Origin of the sequence: Streptomyces sp. NPDC101237, from assembly GCF_044767465.1 — a bacterium.
In the GTDB taxonomy this organism is placed as follows: Bacteria; Actinomycetota; Actinomycetes; order Streptomycetales; family Streptomycetaceae; genus Streptomyces; species Streptomyces gramineus.
Genome location: NZ_JBIWNY010000034.1, coordinates 1 through 16,518 on the forward strand (window position 1 = coordinate 1; position 16,518 = coordinate 16,518).

At 71.2% G+C, this 16,518-nt stretch carries 16 protein-coding genes; all 16 read right to left on the reverse strand.

Features of this window, described 5'->3' with window-relative positions:
- A partial coding sequence (locus tag ACIRQ9_RS35125) for a flavodoxin-dependent (E)-4-hydroxy-3-methylbut-2-enyl-diphosphate synthase (RefSeq protein WP_404183029.1) occupies positions 1–215 on the reverse strand: 215 nt, incomplete at its 3' end.
- A gap of 4 nt (positions 216–219) precedes the next feature.
- Entirely contained in the window at positions 220–1,242 is a 1,023-nt protein-coding gene (hpnH, locus tag ACIRQ9_RS35130) for an adenosyl-hopene transferase HpnH (protein ID WP_404183032.1), read from the reverse strand.
- A gap of 5 nt (positions 1,243–1,247) precedes the next feature.
- Positions 1,248–1,889, reverse strand: coding sequence for a 1-hydroxy-2-methyl-2-butenyl 4-diphosphate reductase (locus ACIRQ9_RS35135; RefSeq protein ID WP_404183035.1), 642 nt, complete (start codon positions 1,887–1,889; stop codon positions 1,248–1,250).
- The gene (gene shc, locus ACIRQ9_RS35140; RefSeq protein ID WP_404183038.1) at positions 1,890–3,881 is read right to left on the reverse strand and encodes a squalene--hopene cyclase; all 1,992 of its coding nucleotides are present in this window, start codon (positions 3,879–3,881) and stop codon (positions 1,890–1,892) included.
- Positions 3,882–3,998: 117 nt separating this feature from the next.
- Entirely contained in the window at positions 3,999–5,126 is a 1,128-nt protein-coding gene (locus ACIRQ9_RS35145; RefSeq protein WP_404183041.1) for a polyprenyl synthetase family protein, read from the reverse strand.
- Positions 5,126–6,547 (reverse strand): hydroxysqualene dehydroxylase HpnE, encoded by a 1,422-nt coding sequence (hpnE, locus tag ACIRQ9_RS35150; protein WP_404183044.1) that lies wholly within the window; start codon positions 6,545–6,547, stop codon positions 5,126–5,128. Before hpnE ends, ACIRQ9_RS35145 begins: the two co-directional genes overlap by 1 nt.
- Positions 6,544–6,684 (reverse strand): DUF6380 family protein, encoded by a 141-nt coding sequence (locus ACIRQ9_RS35155; RefSeq protein WP_404183047.1) that lies wholly within the window; start codon positions 6,682–6,684, stop codon positions 6,544–6,546. The genes hpnE and ACIRQ9_RS35155 overlap by 4 nt, the downstream gene beginning before the upstream one ends.
- Positions 6,684–7,637: a presqualene diphosphate synthase HpnD gene (gene hpnD / locus ACIRQ9_RS35160; RefSeq protein WP_351935485.1), complete on the reverse strand. Its 954-nt coding sequence runs from the start codon at positions 7,635–7,637 to the stop codon at positions 6,684–6,686. The genes ACIRQ9_RS35155 and hpnD overlap by 1 nt, the downstream gene beginning before the upstream one ends.
- Positions 7,634–8,536: a squalene synthase HpnC gene (gene hpnC / locus ACIRQ9_RS35165; protein ID WP_404183051.1), complete on the reverse strand. Its 903-nt coding sequence runs from the start codon at positions 8,534–8,536 to the stop codon at positions 7,634–7,636. The genes hpnD and hpnC overlap by 4 nt, the downstream gene beginning before the upstream one ends.
- 360 nt (positions 8,537–8,896) lie before the next feature.
- Complete coding sequence (locus ACIRQ9_RS35170; RefSeq protein ID WP_404183199.1) at positions 8,897–9,673, reverse strand: ABC transporter ATP-binding protein; 777 nt, start codon at positions 9,671–9,673, stop codon at positions 8,897–8,899.
- A gap of 10 nt (positions 9,674–9,683) precedes the next feature.
- Positions 9,684–10,613, reverse strand: coding sequence for an ABC transporter permease (locus tag ACIRQ9_RS35175; RefSeq protein ID WP_404183054.1), 930 nt, complete (start codon positions 10,611–10,613; stop codon positions 9,684–9,686).
- Positions 10,614–10,762: 149 nt separating this feature from the next.
- The gene (locus tag ACIRQ9_RS35180; RefSeq protein ID WP_404183057.1) at positions 10,763–11,647 is read right to left on the reverse strand and encodes a glycosyltransferase family 2 protein; all 885 of its coding nucleotides are present in this window, start codon (positions 11,645–11,647) and stop codon (positions 10,763–10,765) included.
- Positions 11,644–12,387 (reverse strand): CDP-alcohol phosphatidyltransferase family protein, encoded by a 744-nt coding sequence (locus ACIRQ9_RS35185; protein WP_404183060.1) that lies wholly within the window; start codon positions 12,385–12,387, stop codon positions 11,644–11,646. The genes ACIRQ9_RS35180 and ACIRQ9_RS35185 overlap by 4 nt, the downstream gene beginning before the upstream one ends.
- Positions 12,388–12,400: 13 nt before the next feature.
- Positions 12,401–13,462, reverse strand: a complete 1,062-nt coding sequence (locus ACIRQ9_RS35190) for an iron-containing alcohol dehydrogenase family protein (RefSeq protein ID WP_404183063.1) — start codon at positions 13,460–13,462, stop codon at positions 12,401–12,403.
- Positions 13,450–14,202 carry a sugar phosphate nucleotidyltransferase gene (locus ACIRQ9_RS35195; RefSeq protein ID WP_404183066.1) on the reverse strand — a complete coding sequence of 251 codons (753 nt, stop codon included), beginning with the start codon at positions 14,200–14,202 and terminating at the stop codon, positions 13,450–13,452. The genes ACIRQ9_RS35190 and ACIRQ9_RS35195 overlap by 13 nt, the downstream gene beginning before the upstream one ends.
- The gene (locus ACIRQ9_RS35200; RefSeq protein WP_404183068.1) at positions 14,199–15,971 is read right to left on the reverse strand and encodes a DUF5941 domain-containing protein; all 1,773 of its coding nucleotides are present in this window, start codon (positions 15,969–15,971) and stop codon (positions 14,199–14,201) included. The genes ACIRQ9_RS35195 and ACIRQ9_RS35200 overlap by 4 nt, the downstream gene beginning before the upstream one ends.
- Between the last annotated feature and the right edge of the window lie 547 nt (positions 15,972–16,518).

The following is a 16,518-nucleotide window of genomic DNA, read 5'->3' on the forward strand; positions in this document are numbered from 1 at the left end:
GCGACGCGGACGATCTGGCAGCCGGAGGCGGTCAGCTCGGCGATCTGCTGAAGGGTCGCCCCGATGTCCGACGTGCGGGTCGTGGTCATCGACTGCACGGACACCGGCGCGCCGCCGCCGACGGCCACCGGGCCGACGTCGATCCGGCGCGACACACGCCGCTCGGCGACCGGCCGGGCGGGGACCTCCGGGAGGCCCAGGGAGATGGCGCTCATGCGGTCACTCCCGGTTTCCGCTGACCGTCTCGCGCATGGCGCGCAGCGACTCCTTGAGGGAACCCATGGTGGCCAGGACGGCGGTCGGCTCGTAGCCGCAGTGCGCCATGCAGTTGGCGCAGCGCGGGTCCTTGCCGCGGCCGTACTTGTCCCAGTCGGTCTCCTCGATGAGTTCGCGGTACGTCGGCACGTACCCGTCGCTCATCAGGTAGCAGGGGCGCTGCCAGCCGAAGAGCGAGTAGTTCGGGATCGCCCAGGCCGTGCACGGGAAGTCGACCTTGCCCTCCAGGAAGTCCAGGAAGAGCGGGGAGTGGTTGAGCCGCCACTTGCGCCGGTTGCCGCCCGCGAAGGCCTTCTTGAACAGCTCGCGGGTCTGCGCCACGCCGAGGAAGTGCTCCTGGTCGGGAGCCTTCTCGTAGGCGTAGGCGGGCGAGATCATCATCTCGTCGACCTTGAGGTCGTCGTTGAGGAAGTTGAGCACCTCGATGATGGTCTGCGGGGTGTCGGTGTTGAAGAACGTCGAGTTGGTGGTCACCCGGAAGCCGCGCCGCTTGGCCTCCTTTATGGCCGCCACCGCCTCGTCGAACACGCCCTCCTTCGCCACGGACTCGTCGTGCCGCTCCCGCAGCCCGTCGATGTGCACCGCGAAGGCGAAGTAGGGGGAGGGCGTGAACTTGTCCATCTTCTTGCGCAGCAGCATGGCGTTGGTGCAGAGGAAGACGTACTTCTTCTTCGCGACCAACTGCCGGACGATCTCGTCGATCTGAGGGTGCATCAGGGGCTCGCCCCCCGCGATGGACACCATCGGCGCCCCGGACTCCAGCACCGCCCCGACGGCCTGGGCGACCGGCATGCGCTGCTTGAGCACGCCCGCCGGATGCTGGATCTTGCCGCAGCCCTCGCACTTCAGGTTGCATGCGAAGAGGGGTTCCAGCTCCACGATGAGCGGGAACTTGTCCCGCTTGCGGAGCTTCTGTTCAGCCAAGTAAGTCGCGACCTTGATGGACTGGCGCAGCGGCATGGCCATCTGGCTCACCTCCGGGGGAGCAACAAAGAACGGTGCCATTCGAAAAAAGCCGGAAGAACGGATCGAAGAACGCGGAAAGCGGATATTCCACCGCGCACCGTGCCGATCCGGACGAGTTCATGTTCAGGAGCGTCCACGACCACCCTGACGGCCGCAACGGGGCGTTCGCCCGCGCGTACGGCGCTCAGGAGCGTGGCCGCCGATTCCATGTCGACCGCGATCGCGCCGGTCGCGAGCAGGTCGGACCGTTCGTTTCCGCGGACGACGTGGTCGGAGCCGGTGACCGGACCTGTGTGGACGGTGCGGCCGGGCAGGGTCCGTACGAGTTCTTTCACGAGGAGTTCGGTGCCGACGCACGGAACGCTGCCGCGCGGGTCCCGGGTCTCCTCGGCGACGACCAGGTCACCGGGGTGCATGCCGGGTGCGAGTCCCGCGCAGAAACCGGTGGCCAGGACGGCGGCGCCGGTGAGCGCGGGGTCGGCCAGGACGCGGGTGACGGACCGTTCCGCCGCCCTGGGCCCCATGCCGGTGCGCAGCACGGTGACCGGCCCGCCCGCACCGCCGCGTTCGCCGGCGCGCAGGGCCAGATGCTCGATGCCGAGCGCGCAGGCGATCAGCAGCGGAGCCGGAGCGGGCGTGGTGCTCATTCAGCTCCTCTCGGCCTCGGGCATGGGCTCGCCGTGGACGTAACGGCCGAGCGCGGTGAGCGGGAAGACCTGCCGGTAGAGGTGGTAGTTGATGGAGAAGTCCCAGGGGAAGCCAGTGCCGGTGAAGTAGGGCTCGTCCCAGGAACCGTCCTCGCGCTGGGTCTCGGCCAGCCACCGCACGCCCCGCTCGACGGCCTTGGCGTCCTTCTCGCCGGCCGCGAGCAGTGCCATCAGCGCCCAGGCCGTCTGGGAGGGCGTGGAGGCGCCGCGCCCGCTCCATTCGCCGGCGTACTTGTAGGAGCGCAGGTCCTCGCCCCAGCCGCCGTCCTCGTTCTGGACCTGTTCCAGCCAGGTCACCGCGCGGCGGATCGCCGGATGCGAGGCGGGCAGGCCGGCCGCGGTGAGCGCGGGCACCACGGAGCCGGTGCCGTAGACGTAGTTGACGCCCCAGCGCCCGAACCACGAGCCGTTCTGCTCCTGTTCGGCCAGCAGCCAGTCGATGCCGCGCCGGGTGCGCGGGTCGTCGGCCATGCCCTCGAAGGCGAGCATCTCCACGACGTGCGCGGTGACGTCGGCCGAGGGCGGGTCGATGACCTCGCCGAAGTCGCAGAACGGCAGCCGGTTCGGGAACGGGCTGGTGTTGTCGACGTCGAAGGCGCCCCACGCGCCGTTCTTCGACTGCATGCCGAGGTTCCAGCGCACCCCGCGCCCGATGGCCTTCTCCATCCGCTCCGGGTCGTGGTGCTTGACCCGGCGCAGCGCGAGAACGACCTCGGCGGTGTCGTCGATGTCGGGGTAGTTGTCGTTGTGGAACTCGAACGCCCAGCCGCCCGGCGGGAGATGAGGACGCTTCACGGCCCAGTCGCCGGGCCTGACGATCTGCTCGCCGAGCATCCAGTCGGCCGCCTTGACCAGTTGCGGGTGGTCGGCCGGCAGTCCGGCGTCGGCGAGGGCGATGGCGGCCAGGCAGGTGTCCCACACCGGGGACTGGCAGGCCTCGATCATCCGGGAGCCGTCCTCGCGCCACAGGGCGTAACGATCCAGCGACTCCAGGCCCGCGCGCATCACGGGGTGGTCGAGGTCGTAGCCGAGCAGATGGAGGGCGATCACCGAGTACACGGCGGGCGGCTGGATGCCGCCCCAGGCGCCGTCGTTCTCCTGCCGCTCGACGATCCAGCGGCCGGCGGACCTCAGCGCGGAGCCGCGCAGCCTGCGCAAGGCGACCTTGCGGTAGCCGCGGACAACCTTGTCGAGCCGCTGGAAGAGGCCTTCCCAGCTGACCGGGGAGGCCAGCGGACGGGGCGGGTTGGGGTTGGCCGGGTCGGTGTGCAGCTCGTCCAGCGGGAAGGGTGCCGGACGCACCGGGCGATGGGCCGAGACGACGGTGAGCGGCACGATGGTCTGCCGGGCCCACTGGCCGAAGTTGTAGATGCTGAGCGGGAACCACCTGGGGAAGTACAGGAGTTCCGGCGGGAGTTCGGGGAGGTCCTCCCATTTCCACCAGCCGAACAGGGCCAGCCAGATCCGGGTGAAGACCCGGGCGGCGGCGATCCCGCCGCGCTCGCGGATCCAGGCCGACGCCTTCGCCATGTGGGGTGCGTCCGGGGCGTCCCCGGCCAGCCGCAGGGCCACGTACGCCTCGATGGTGGCGGAGAGTTCGCCCGGACCGCCGTAGAAGGTCGCCCAGGTGCCGTCCTCGCGCTGCTGGCCGCGGACGAAGAGCGCGGCGGCCGTCGTCGTGGCCTCGTCGCGGATGCCGAGGAACTCGCGGAGCAGCAGGTCCTCGGCGTCCATGGTGACGTTGGTCTCCAGGTCGCCCTTCCACCAGCCCTGCGCGTCCTGCCGGGCGAGCAGATGGTCGGTGGCGCGCCGCATGGCGCCTTCGGCGGCTTCCTTCACCCCGGTCGCCGCGGGGGTGGTGCGGTCCGTGCTGGCCGAGGCAGCGCGGGGCGGCACTGTGGCCCCGGTGCTTCCGTCGGTCGTCGCTGTCATGGCTTCCCCTTCGTGCAGTCGTGCGAAATCGTTCTGCTGTGGGTCCGCCGTCGGCCGGTGCTGCTTGCGCGCTCGCACCGGCCGGCGACTACGCGAGGGCTATTCGACCGATAGTGATCATCTCTTTCGTACGACGACGAAGTCGGCCAGCGCCGTGAACCGCGCCCGGACCGGGTCCGGCATGTCGACGGCGTGCAGGGCTTCGATGGCGATGGTGTGCTGACGACGCGCTTCCTCGGCGGTCCACTCACGGCCGCCGGCCTCCTCGATGAGGGCGGCGCGGGCGGCGAACTCCTCCTCGGAGAAGTTCTCGAAGTCGCTGCTCTTGGCGTCGGCGGCGAGGATCTCGCCGAGCCGCTCGGAGGCGGGGCCGCCCGCGGCGAGCGCGGCGACGACCGGCAGGGACTTCTTGCGCTGGCGCAGGTCGCTCCAGGTCTGCTTGCCGGTGGACTCCGGGTCGCCCCAGATGCCGAGGAGGTCGTCGACGGCCTGGAAGGCCAGACCGAGGTGGTAGCCGTACTTCTCCAGGGTGTCGGCGGTGCGGTCGTCGGCGCCGCCGAGCACCGCGCCGATGGAGCTGGAGGCGGCGAGCAGCGCGCCGGTCTTGTTGCCCTCCATCTCCAGGCACTCCTCGACGCTGACCCGGTCGCGGTGCTCGTAGGAGATGTCCTGCGCCTGGCCGTCGATCAGGGCGCGGGTGGCGGTGGTGAGCCGGCGGGTGGCGCGGCCCGCCTCCACGGTGCCCAGTTCCAGCAGCACCTCGTTGGCGAGGGCGAACAGCGCGTCGCCGACCAGGATGGCCTGCGCGGGACCGTGCACCTTCCAGACGGTGTCGCGGTGCCGGCGCTGCTCGTCGCCGTCCATCAGGTCGTCGTGCAGCAGCGAGAAGTTGTGGACGAGTTCGACGGCCACGGCGCCGGGGATGCCGATCTCGGGGCCGGCTCCGGTGACCTCGGCGGAGAGCACGGCGAGCGCGGGGCGCACGGCCTTGCCGCCGTCGCCGTCGGCGGGGTTGCCCTCGGCGTCGATCCAGCCGAAGTGGTAGGCGGCCACGGTGTCCATGGGGGGTGCCAGACGGTCCACGGCCGCCTTCAGTACCGGGGTGGCAAGGGTCCGGCCGCGCTCCAGGAGCGCGGTCACGTCCACCGCGTCGGCAGCCGTCTCGGCCGGGGGCACAGTGGGCACAGTTTCTCCTCTTGTTGCGGTACCGGGGGTGCGGGGGCCTGCCGCCTGCTGGTCGAGCATCACGCCGCCTCCTCGAACTCGAAGAGGTGGCGGGGACGGGGCCGGCCCAGGGTGCGCAGTACGGCGTCGGCCGCGTTCACACCGCTGCGGACCGCACTCTCCATGGTCGCGGGCCACCCTGTGGCGGTCCACGCTCCGGCCAGGTAGAGGCCGGGTGCCTTGGTGCGGGTGCCGGGCCGCAGCCGCCCGACGCCGGGGGTGGGGGCGAAGGTCGCGGTGCGCTCCCGGGTCACGAAGAAGTCCTGCACGCCGGCGCCGCGCGCACCGGGCAACAGCCGTTCCAGTTCGGGCAGATAGCGCTCGCGCAGGGTCGCCACGGGCGCGTCGATCTCGTCCTGGGCGGCGGACTGGGAGAGCGCGAGGTACTGGCCCTCGCGCAGACCCGAGGCGTGGGTGCGGTCGAACACCCACTGGACGGGGCTGCCCAAGGCGGCGAAGAAGGGCTTGGTGAGCACCGTGCGGTCGTAGACCACGTGGACGTTGAGGATCGGCGCGGTGCCGATCTCCAGCAGGTCCTCCGGCGCGTCGAGGGCGCCCTCGGGCAGCAGGTCGTACGCCTCGCGCTGGGCCACGGCGAGCACCACGGTGTCGGCGGTGTGCGTCTCGCCGGGAACCTGAACGCTCCACGTCCCGTTCTCGTTGATGGAGACGGAGGTGACGCGTGTACGGACTTCGGTGCGCACGCCCGCGGAGTCGAGCGCCTTGCGGGCGAGCCGGTCGTGCAGTTCCCCCAGCGGCACATGGGCCCAGCCGATGTCGGCCGCGCCCGGGTGGGACAGCAGACCGGTCTTGAACACCATCGCGGCGAGCGCCAGGGAGGAGTCCTGGGCCACCGCGTTGAGGGTGGCGACCCCCACCAGGTCCCACAGTGCCTCGATGGCCCGCGCCGACTGGCCGTGGGCGGCCAGCCAGCCGCCGAAGTCCTGCGCGTCGAGCGCGGGGTCGCCGAGGTCCAGTGCACGGAGGGCGAGGGCGGCTCTGCCCACTCTCGCGCGTTCGGCGAGCGAGAGATGCGGGTACGAGGCGAGGCTGCGTCCCAGATGCAGCGGTACCGGCAGCGGGTCCCGGCGGAGTCTGCCGAGCCGGCGTCCCTCGGGTTTCGCGAGGTCGAGCACGGGGACGTCGAGGCGGTCCTGCAGCGGTGCCAGCGCGGCGCCCTCGATGCGGTCCAGGAACCAGCGGTAGGCGGTGCAGCAACGCAGGTACACGTGCTGGCCGTTGTCGACGGTCAGGTCGCCGCGCCGGAAGGAGAAGGCGAGCCCGCCGAGGCGCGGCCTGCCTTCGAGCAGCGTCACCCGGACGCCGGCGTCGGCGAGTGCCAGCGCGGTCGTGACGCCGGCCAGGCCGCCGCCGATCACGACGGCGGTGCGCCCGGACGGGATGTCGTCGTGCGTCCGTTCGGATCGCGTGCCGTCGGTCATCGTGCAGCCTCCCCTGCCCGCCCGCCGTGCCGGTGGTACGGGGCAGGGCGGGCCGTCGCAGTCAGGGACGCCGAACCGCACCGGAGGGTTGCCTGCCGTTTCCCCCCGGTGGCGTCGGCCGGGCCCACGGTGTCCATCAGGCGCGCCTCCTGACGGTCCGGCGGGAGGTGTGGCGCCGGGTGTCGAGTCCGGACAGGCCGCGCACGGCGACGTACGCCTTCTCGTGTCCGGGCAGCGAGACCCGGCCGCGCAGCACGGCCTCCGGCTCGCGTTCGATGCGGTCGAGGAGTCGCCGGTAGATGCCCGCCATGGCCGCGACGCAGGCGCCGCTGCGCCGGTCGAGCATGGGCAGCAGCCGGTAGCCCTCGGCGAACAGGGCCCGGGCGCGGCGCACTTCGAAGTGCACGAGACCCGCGAAGTCCGAGCCCTCGGGCGGGTTCGGCCCGTGGAACCCGGCCGCGCAGCCGAACTTGGCGAGGTCGTCGGCGGGCAGGTAGGTGCGGCCGTTCCCGGCGTCCTCGCGGATGTCCCGCAGGATGTTGGTGAGCTGGAGCGCGAGCCCGAGCGTGTCGGCATACTCCGGCGCGCGCTCGACACCGCGCGCCCCCGGTTCGGTGCCGAACACACCGAGCGAGAGCCGGCCGATCGCCCCGGCCACGCAGCGGCAGTAGACCTTGAGGTCGTCCCAGGTCTCGTAGGCCTCGCCGCGGACGTCCATCAGCACGCCGTCGATCAGCTCGTCCAGGCCGCCCAGCGGGATCGGGAAGACCTGGGCCGCGTGGGCGAGGGCGACCGCGACCGGGTCGGTGTCGTCCTCGTCGACCGCGCCGTCCTGGACCCGGGCGAGCAGCGCCCGGGTGTCCTCCAGGCGGGCCGCCTTCACGTCGGCGGCGAGCACGCCGTCGCCGATGTCGTCCACGCGCCGGGAGAAGGCGTAGAGCGCCGACATGGCGCGCCGCTTGGGCGCGGGCAGCAGCCTGATGCCGTAGGCGAAGTTCCGTGCCTGCTGTCCGGTGACGGTCTCGCAGTAGCTGTAGGCGGCGAGTACCGGTGCGGACACAGGTGTGGGAGAGTCCACGGTCCGGATCACCCCTCTCCTCGCAGAGTCACGCCCACCTCACGCAGCAACCGGCCCTTGCCGGGCTTGGGGGGGCCGGGAAGTACGTCGTATTCGGCGGCGGCGATCGCCTCGATCGCCGCCCTTCCCCCCGCCACGAACCCCGCAAGCAGCAGCTTCAACCTGCCGTGGACGCTACCCACCAGGGGGGCGCCTTCATTCAGGAGATCGCGGGCGCGTTGCGCTTCGTATGCAACCAGTGCTCGCACCGATGCGCCCGTGATTTTCCCGGCGAGGTCCGCCTCCTGGACATGAAAGCGCTTCATGTCCGCGGCGGGCAGATAAATGCGGTCGCGGCCGAAGTCCTCGGCCACGTCCTGGAGGTGTTCGACGATCTGGAGCGCGGTACAGATCGAGTCCGAGAGGCGGATCCGCTCGGGGGTCGAGGTGCCGGTGACGGCGAGGACCAGGCGGCCGACGGGGTTGGCCGACAGCTCGCAGTAGGCGAGCAGGTCGTCGTAGGTCTCGTAGCGCGTGACCAGCTGGTCCTGGCGGTTGGCGGCGATCAGCCCGAGGAACGGCTCGGGGGTCATGCCGCGGCGGCGCACCGTGGGCTGCAGGCGGCGCAGCAGCGGGTGGCGCGGGGTGCCGTCGAAGACGCGGGCCAGGTCGGCCTCGAAGGCGTCGAGGAGGACCAGGCGGTCGTCGGCCTCGGCCGGGGAGACGCCGAGCAGCCGGGCGTCGGCGCCGCCGGGGGCCAGGTCGCCGTCGCCGATGTCGTCGACGAGGCGGGCGAAGCCGTACACCGCCATCAGGTCGTCGCGCCAGGCCCTTGGCAGGAAGAACGGGGCCACGGGGAAGTTCTCGTCCGCGGCCTTGTCCAGAGTGCCCCGCTCGGCCTCTCCGGTACGCGCCGGGGTGGCCGCCGTCACCGTTCGCTGCCCGCGGCCGGGACGGCGTGGCCTGCGTTGAGCTGGGGAGTTTCCGTAGCCATTGCCGTCACATCTCCCGTTCTACACTGCCGACCCAATACACACTATTTCGGACACGCCGCCCAGCAATCCACGGGGCGGCCCGGCCGAGGGTGTCGCGCATTATCGCCCCACTTGCCGCTTTCCGGGACCGGTACAGCTTACGTTGTACAACGCATCGAGGTTCGTCGGGGTGTCCCGCAGATCACAACAACACACCGATTGGCTTCAAGATTCCTAAGGCGAGCCGGAGTTGACGTTTCCTTTGCAGACGCCGGGCCCCGCCGGAAAGGTTCCGGCGGGGCCCGGGGAGCCGCTGGGCTACTTGCCCGTGAACTTCTCGTACTCCTTGAGCACCTCTTCGGTGGGACCGTCCATGCGCAGCTCACCGCGCTCCAGCCACAGGACCCGGTCGCAGGTGTCCCGGATCGACTTGTTGTTGTGGCTGACCAGGAACACCGTGCCCGCGTGCCGGCGCAGTTCCCGGATCCGCTCCTCGGAGCGCTTGCGGAAGGACGCGTCACCGGTGGCCAGCGCCTCGTCGATCATGAGGACGTCGTGGTCCTTGGCGGCGGCGATGGAGAACCGCAGCCGGGCCGCCATGCCGGAGGAGTAGGTCCGCATCGGCAGGGTGATGAAGTCGCCCTTCTCGTTGATGCCCGAGAAGTCGACGATCTCCTGGTAGCGGGCCCTGATCTCCTCCCGGGACATGCCCATGGCGAGACCGCCGAGGATGACGTTCCGCTCGCCGGTGAGGTCGTTCATCAGGGCCGCGTTGACGCCGAGGAGCGAGGGCTGGCCGTTGGTGTAGACCCGGCCCTTCTCGGCGGGCAGCAGACCGGCGATGGCCCGCAGCAGGGTGGACTTGCCGGAGCCGTTGGAGCCGATCAGGCCGATCGCCTCGCCCCGGTAGGCGACGAAGGAGACGCCGCGCACCGCGTGCACCTTGCGGACGCCGCGCTCCTCGCCCCGCTTGACGATCCGGCTCAGGGCGGCCGTCGCGCCGCCCTTGCCTGACTTGGCGCCGTTGACGCGGTAGACGATGTGCACGTCCTCCGCGATGACGGTGGGGATCCGCTCCCCCTCGTCGCGCTCCATGTCGTTCAGCTCAGCCACGGCCGTACCGCTCCTCAGCCTTCCAGAAGTACACGAACCCGCCCGCGAAGACGACCAAGGCCCAGGTCAGGGCGACGGCCCAGACGTGCGGCGGGAGGTTCTCGGAGCCGTATCCGTCGATGAGCGCGAAGCGCATCAGGTCCATGAAGACGGCCGCCGGGTTCACCTGGAGGAGCAGGCGCGCCCACTCCGGCCGGTGCTCCATCATCTTGCTGATGGAGAACATGACACCGGACATGTACATCCAGGTGCGCAGCACGAACGGCATCAGCTGGGCCAGGTCGGGCGTCTTGGCGCCCAGCCGGGCCACGATCATCGCCAGACCGGTGTTGAACAGGAACAGCAGCGCCAGGGTCGGCAGCACCAGCAGCCAGGACAGGCCCGGCGTGGTGCCGAAGCCGATCACCACGGCGATCATGACGATCATCGAGAACAGCAGCTGCTGGAGCTGCTGGAGCGCGAAGGAGACCGGCAGCGCGGCGCGCGGGAAGTGCAGCGCGCGCACCAGCCCGAGGTTGCCGGAGATCGCGCGCACGCCCGTCATGATCGAGCTCTGCGTGAAGGTGAAGGTGAAGACGCCGGTGACCAGGAACGGGATGTAGATGTCCATGGACATGCCGCGGCTGGCGTGCAGGATGACGCCGAAGATGAAGTAGTACACGGCCGCGTTCAGCAGGGGTGTGGCCACCTGCCAGAGCTGGCCGAGCTTGGCCTGGCTGTACTGGGCGGTGAGCTTCGCCTGCGAGAAGGCGAGGACGAAGTGCCGGCGTCCCCAGAGCTGGCGTACGTACCCGACGAGCGAGGGACGTGCGCCGCTCACCGTGAGCCCGTGCTTGGCGGCCAGCTGCGCCGCCGTGAGGCCCTCGTCGGGCGACGGCACCGCGCTCACCGCGATTCCGACGTCGTGCGTTGTCTCACTCAAGGGTCGAGCCTTCGTCCTCGGGTTCGTCTTACGTGCGTCTTACGAAATTGTGCTACCGGAGGTGACACGTATCCGCCATGGGACACGTTCCCGGCGCCGTCCGCGCGCCGGGACATCCCCGCGAACGCGGACACGCACCTTCGAGCTTCTCAGATCACCGGGGGCCGGCCCAGTCGCGTGAGCTTCCACACGGTGCGCCACCGCATGGGCCGACGGGGGCCGCACGGGGTGGTCCAGCCCTCCCGGAAGCCGGCGAACCAGGCCTGCAGGGCCGGGCGCGAGGGGCGCCGTACCAGGGTCAGCAGCATCCACACCCCGAGGTAGACGGGGACCAGCGGCGCGGGCAGGTTGCGGCGGGCCAGCCACACCCGGTTGCGGGCGACCATCCGGTGGTACACCGCGTGCCGGGAGGGCGCCGTGGTGGGGTGGTTGAGGACCATGTCGGAGCGGTAGTCGATCATCCAGCCGGCGTCCAGGGCGCGCCAGGCCAGGTCGGTCTCCTCATGGGCGTAGAAGAACTCGTCCGGCAGGCCGCCGACCTCGGCGAGGACCTGGGTGCGGACGGCGTTGGCACCGCCGAGGAAGGTGGTGACCCGGGAGGAACGCATCGGGTCGGCGGCCCGGAGCCTGGGCACGTGCCGGCGCTGGGTCTGCCCGGTCTCCGGGTCGGCGATGCGGAAGCTGATGATGCCGAGCCGCTGGTCGTCCGCGAAGGCCCGCCGGCACAGCTCGGCGGTGTCGTGCTCGGCGAGCAGACCGTCGTCGTCGAGGAAGAGCAGTATGTCGACGTCCCGGCCGCTCGGGCCGAAGGCCTCTATGCCGACGTTGCGGCCACCGGGGATCCCGAGGTTCTCGGGCAGCTCCACGGTGCGGACGCCGGCCGGGACCTCCGGGACCGGTGAGCCGTTGCCGACGACGACCACCTCGACCCGGTCGCCGTCCTGCTTGGCGACGGAGTCGAGGAGGGCCCGCAGTTCGTCGGGGCGGTTGCCCATGGTGATGACGACCGCGCCGACCTTCAGCCCGGCGCTCACCGCAGCCTGCTCGACGCCAGCACCGAGACCAGGTGCAGCAGGGTCTGGAGCAGCGCGATGCCGGCCAGCACGGCGGTGCCGAGACGGGTGCAGAAGAGGTCGCCGCGGACGTGGTCGACGATCGCGAGGAGCAGGATCAGCAGCGAGGCCTCGATGCCGAGGATGAGCCGGTGGAACCGGAGCAGGGCGGCGGCCCGGCGGGCCAGGGCCATGCCGGAGGAGCGCATCTCGGCGGCGGCCTCCTTGACCACCGGGAGACCGGCCTGGTGCCGGGCCACGCCGACCAGGTCGGTCTCGGCCTTGATCAGGACGGCGCCGAGCGCGGCCAGGGTGCCGAGGAAGGCCCACAGCCAGTCGATCCGGCCGGTACCGAACAGGTCGGCGGCGCGCAGTCCGAGGCCGACGAGCACGGCGGCGTCGGTGAGGTAGGCGCCGACCCGGTCGAGATAGACGCCGCCCAGCGAGTACTGCCGCTTCCAGCGCGCGACCTCGCCGTCGACGCAGTCCAGCAGCAGGTACATCTGGACGCACACGACACCGAGCACGGCGCCCGTGATCCCCGGCACCAGCAGGGCCGGGGCCGCGAGCACGCCGAAGAGGGTCATCAGGTACGTGAGCTGGTTGGGCGTGACCCTGGTGTTCACCAGGTAGCGGTCCACCCGCAGGGACACCTCACGCATGTAGAGGCGTCCCATCCAGTGCTCACCGCTGCGCCGGTCCTTGACCCCAGCGGGGTGCACGACCGGACGGAGTTCAGCTACCGATGGCCTTGACATAGTCGACGTAGAAGTCCTTGATCTGGTGGGTCTTGAGGTCGAGGTGTTCGAGGATGGTGTAGCGGCCGGGGCGGGTCTCCGGGGCGAACTCGACGACCCGGATGAACTCGTCCACGGTGAAGCCGATCTCCTCCGGCAGCACCGGCAGTCCGTGCCGGCGCAGCACATCGGCCATGGACGCGGACTCCTCGTGGGCTCCGCGCAGGTACATCGCGAAGGCCGCGCCGAGTCCGCACTGCTCGCCATGGCTGGCGGCACGCCTCGGGAACAGCAGGTCGAAGGCGTGGTTGATCTCGTGACAGGCGCCGGAGGACGGGCGGGAGTCGCCCGACACCGACATGGCGATGCCGCTGAGCACCAGCGCCTCGGCGAGCACCTGGAGGAAGTCGTTCTCCCCGATGCCGCCGGGATGGCGCAGGACCGCCTCGCCGGCCTGCCGGGCCATGGCGGCCGCCAGACCGTCGATCTTCTCGCCGGTGACGCGGTGGGACAGCTCCCAGTCCGCGATCGCCGAGATGTTGGAGACGGCGTCCCCGATGCCCGAGCGCACGAAGCGCGCCGGCGCCTCGCGGATGACGTCGAGGTCGATGACGACCGCGATCGGGGTCGGCACGCCGTAGGAGCCGCGGCCCGCGTCGTTGTCGAGGGTGGCGACCGGCGAGCACAGGCCGTCGTGCGCGAGGTTCGTCGGCACGGCGACCAGCGGCAGGCCCACGCGCGCGGCGGCGAACTTGGCGCAGTCGATGATCTTGCCGCCGCCGAGACCGACGACGGCGTCGTAGCGCCCCGCTTTGATCTCGCCGGCCAGCCGGATCGCGTCGTCCAGGGTGCCGCCGCCGACCTCGTACCAGGTGGCGCCGGGCAGGCTCGGCGAGACGCGCTCGCGCAGCCTGCTGCCCGAGCCGCCGCTGACGGCGACCGCGAGACGGCCGGAGTGCGAGATGCGCTCGTCGGCGAGCACACTTGCCAGGTCGTCGAGGGCACCCGGGCGGATGTCGACGACGACCGGTGAGGGGATGAGCCTGGTCAGTACAGGCACGCGATCTCCCGTCCCCTGGCGAGATCGTCGTGGTTGTCGATCTCGACCCACCGGACGTCGCCGATGGGGGCCACGTCGATGCGGAAGCCGCGGTGGACCAGTTCCTGGTAGCCGTGCTCGTAGAACTGCTGCGGGTCGCTCTCCCAGACCGTCTTCAGCGCGTCGGCGAGCTCGGGGGCCGCGTCGCCCTCGATGAGGGTGACGCCGATGTACTCGCCGGTGGCCTCGGCCGGGTCCATCAGCTTGGTGATCTTCGTCATGCCCTTGGCGGGGTCGACGACGACCTTCATCTCCTCGTCGGCGAGGTCCTTGACCGTGTCGAGGGCCAGGATGATCCTCTTGCCGTCGCCGCGGGCGGCGAGCAGCGTCTTCTCGACGGAGACCGGGTGCACGGTGTCTCCGTTGGCGAGGATCACGCCGTCCTTGAGGGCGTCACGGCCGCACCACAGGGAGTAGGCGTTGTTCCACTCCTCGGCCTTGTCGTTGTCGATGAGGGTGAGCTCGAGGCCGTACTTCGCCTCCAGGGCCGCCTTGCGCTCGTACACGGCCTCCTTGCGGTAGCCGACGATGATCGCGACCTCGGTCAGACCGATCTCGGCGAAGTTGCCGAGGGTCAGGTCGAGCACCGTGATCGAGTCCTCTATCCCGGCGGGCCCCACCGGCACCAGCGCCTTGGGCAGGCTGTCGGTGTAGGGGCGCAGACGCCGTCCGGCGCCGGCCGCCAGCACGAGGCCGATCATGCGGGTTCTCCTTCGTCGTGTACGGCGGGCGCCCCTGCGGACGCCCAGAAGCGGATGCTCTCGACGAGCACCAGCCCGGCCACGACCACGGCCAGGACCGTGAGCGCAACCTCGAACTGCTGTGCGGTGAGTGCCGCGGCCACCACGGTGACCAGCAGCGTTCGCCCTTCCTGCCCCCCGATGGCACGGACCAGCCAGGCCGGCGGTGCCCCGGCGTCGCCGCGGATGCGGTACACCGTGTCGTAGTGATGGTAGGCGACGGCGGCCACCAGGCCGAAAGCCGCGGGAAGGGTTCCGTTCACCCCGGATTTGCTTGCGAGGACGAGGACGGTGCCGTACTCGGCGGCCCGGAACAGCGGCGGGACCAGCCAGTCGAGGGCGCCCTTGAGCGGGCGGGCGAGGGCCTGGCCGGAGGCCAGCGCGTACACGACGGCGCCGGCGACCGGCGCCCAGGTGACGCCGGAGAAGAGGGAGACGGTGAGAACCGCCACTCCGGCGAGCGCCACCAGCAGCGGGAGGCCGAGCGGGGCGGGCAGCGCGCGGGAGACGAATCGGGCGAGCGGGCCGTTGTCGGCGAGGTCGGCCAGTGCCCGGGCGGCCCGGTCGGTCCGCCTGGCCTTGCGGGTCAGTGACCGCAGCACGCGCCCGGCCGTGGTGTAGGTCGCGGCGAGGGCGCAGCCCACGAGCAGCACGCAGAACGTGATCCGCGGGGTCGCCACCGCGGTCAGGACGGCTATGAGGGCCCATCGTTCACCGATGGGCAGGACTATCATCCGGCGCACCCAGACCGTCCAGCCCACGCTGTCGAGCTTGTCGGAGAGGGCCGCGGTGGGGCTGGTGTTGGCGGTGGCGTCGTGGTTGGCCTCGTTGAAGGAGAAGTCGACCACGTGCCGGCAGGTCTGCAGGATCATCGCGCCGAGCGCGAGGGCCCACACGTCGTCGTGGCCGCCGCCCCGGACCGCGCCGAGGGCGAGGCCGGCGTAGTAGGCGTACTCCTTGGCCCGGTCGAAGGTGGCGTCGAGCCACGCGCCGAGGGTGGAGTACTGCAGGGAGTAGCGGGCCAGCTGGCCGTCGGTGCAGTCCAGGACGAAGGACGCGATCAGGAGCACGCCGGCCGCGACGAACCCGGGGCGGGTGCCGGTGGCCGCGCAGCCCGCCGCGATCAGGGCGGTGAGCAGCGAGGCGGTGGTGACCTGGTTGGGGGTCAGTCCGCGCCGGGCGCACCAGCGGGCGATGTACCGGGAGTACGGGCTGATGAAGAAGGTGGTGAAGAAGCCGTCCCGGGCCTTCACCGCCGACTTCAGGCGTACGGCCTCGTCGTCGACGGCGGCGACGGCCTGCCGCGCCTCGTTGCGGGACTGCGGGTCGGTGGGGACGACGGCGACCAGGCTGCCCAGCTCGGGGCGGTGCACGTCGGCGTCCAGGGCGGTGACCAGGCCGTCGACGGCGAGGGCGGTGCCGCCGCCGGCCGCGGCCTCCCGGGCCAGCGCCGAGGTCAGCGCCTGACGGCCGGCCGGCTGGGCGGTGACGGCGCCGGGTATCGCGGCGAGCGGGAAGCGCGGGTCGGTGAGACCGAGCCGCAGGGCGTGCGGGTGACCGACGAAGCGGGCGTCGACGACGGCGACCCGTCGGTCGGCGGGCACCGCGGCGAGAAGGGCCTGGGTGTCGGCGCTGTCCGCGGCCGTGGACACCTCGAAGCCGAGGGCCCGCAGATCGCTCTCCAACGACGATCCGGGGACCGGCTGGCCGGTGACGATGGCGGTCGGCAACCGAACTCACTCCCTGGGTGCGGCGCGGAGCGCCGGTCTACTGCGTGGTGGGGCGCGGTGTGCCTGGTGGCCCCCGGGCGGCATTCGGCAGAGGTTAGCGGATGGTGAGGACTGCTTGTTCACCGGCCGTTCACGGCCCGGACGACCCGCTCTGCCCCGGCCTTTGCCGAGATCATCATCCGCGATCGGGCCCCCGGCTCACAAACCGCGCTCGCGGAACGGACATCAAGGACATGGAGCACCACGGCCGGGGCCGGCGTCAACCGGCCGCCCCGGACATCGGGCGCCACACCGGCGACGCCTGAAGCCACCCTGGCCCGGAGTTTGTTTCCGCAGCTCAGAGCTTACGACTAGGGTGATCAACGGCGCGTCGGCGGATACCCCCCACCCGTAATTGACCGTGCTTCCGGACGGAAGGGAAGAGACGTACCCCACGGGGGCAGGGCACGACCACGGCCACCCCCACGGCCACCCGCCCCGGACCACCGGAACGGCTGGTGCCGGCTCCCCCGGCGTCCTGGTGTTCGACACCCCCGGGCGGTTCCCG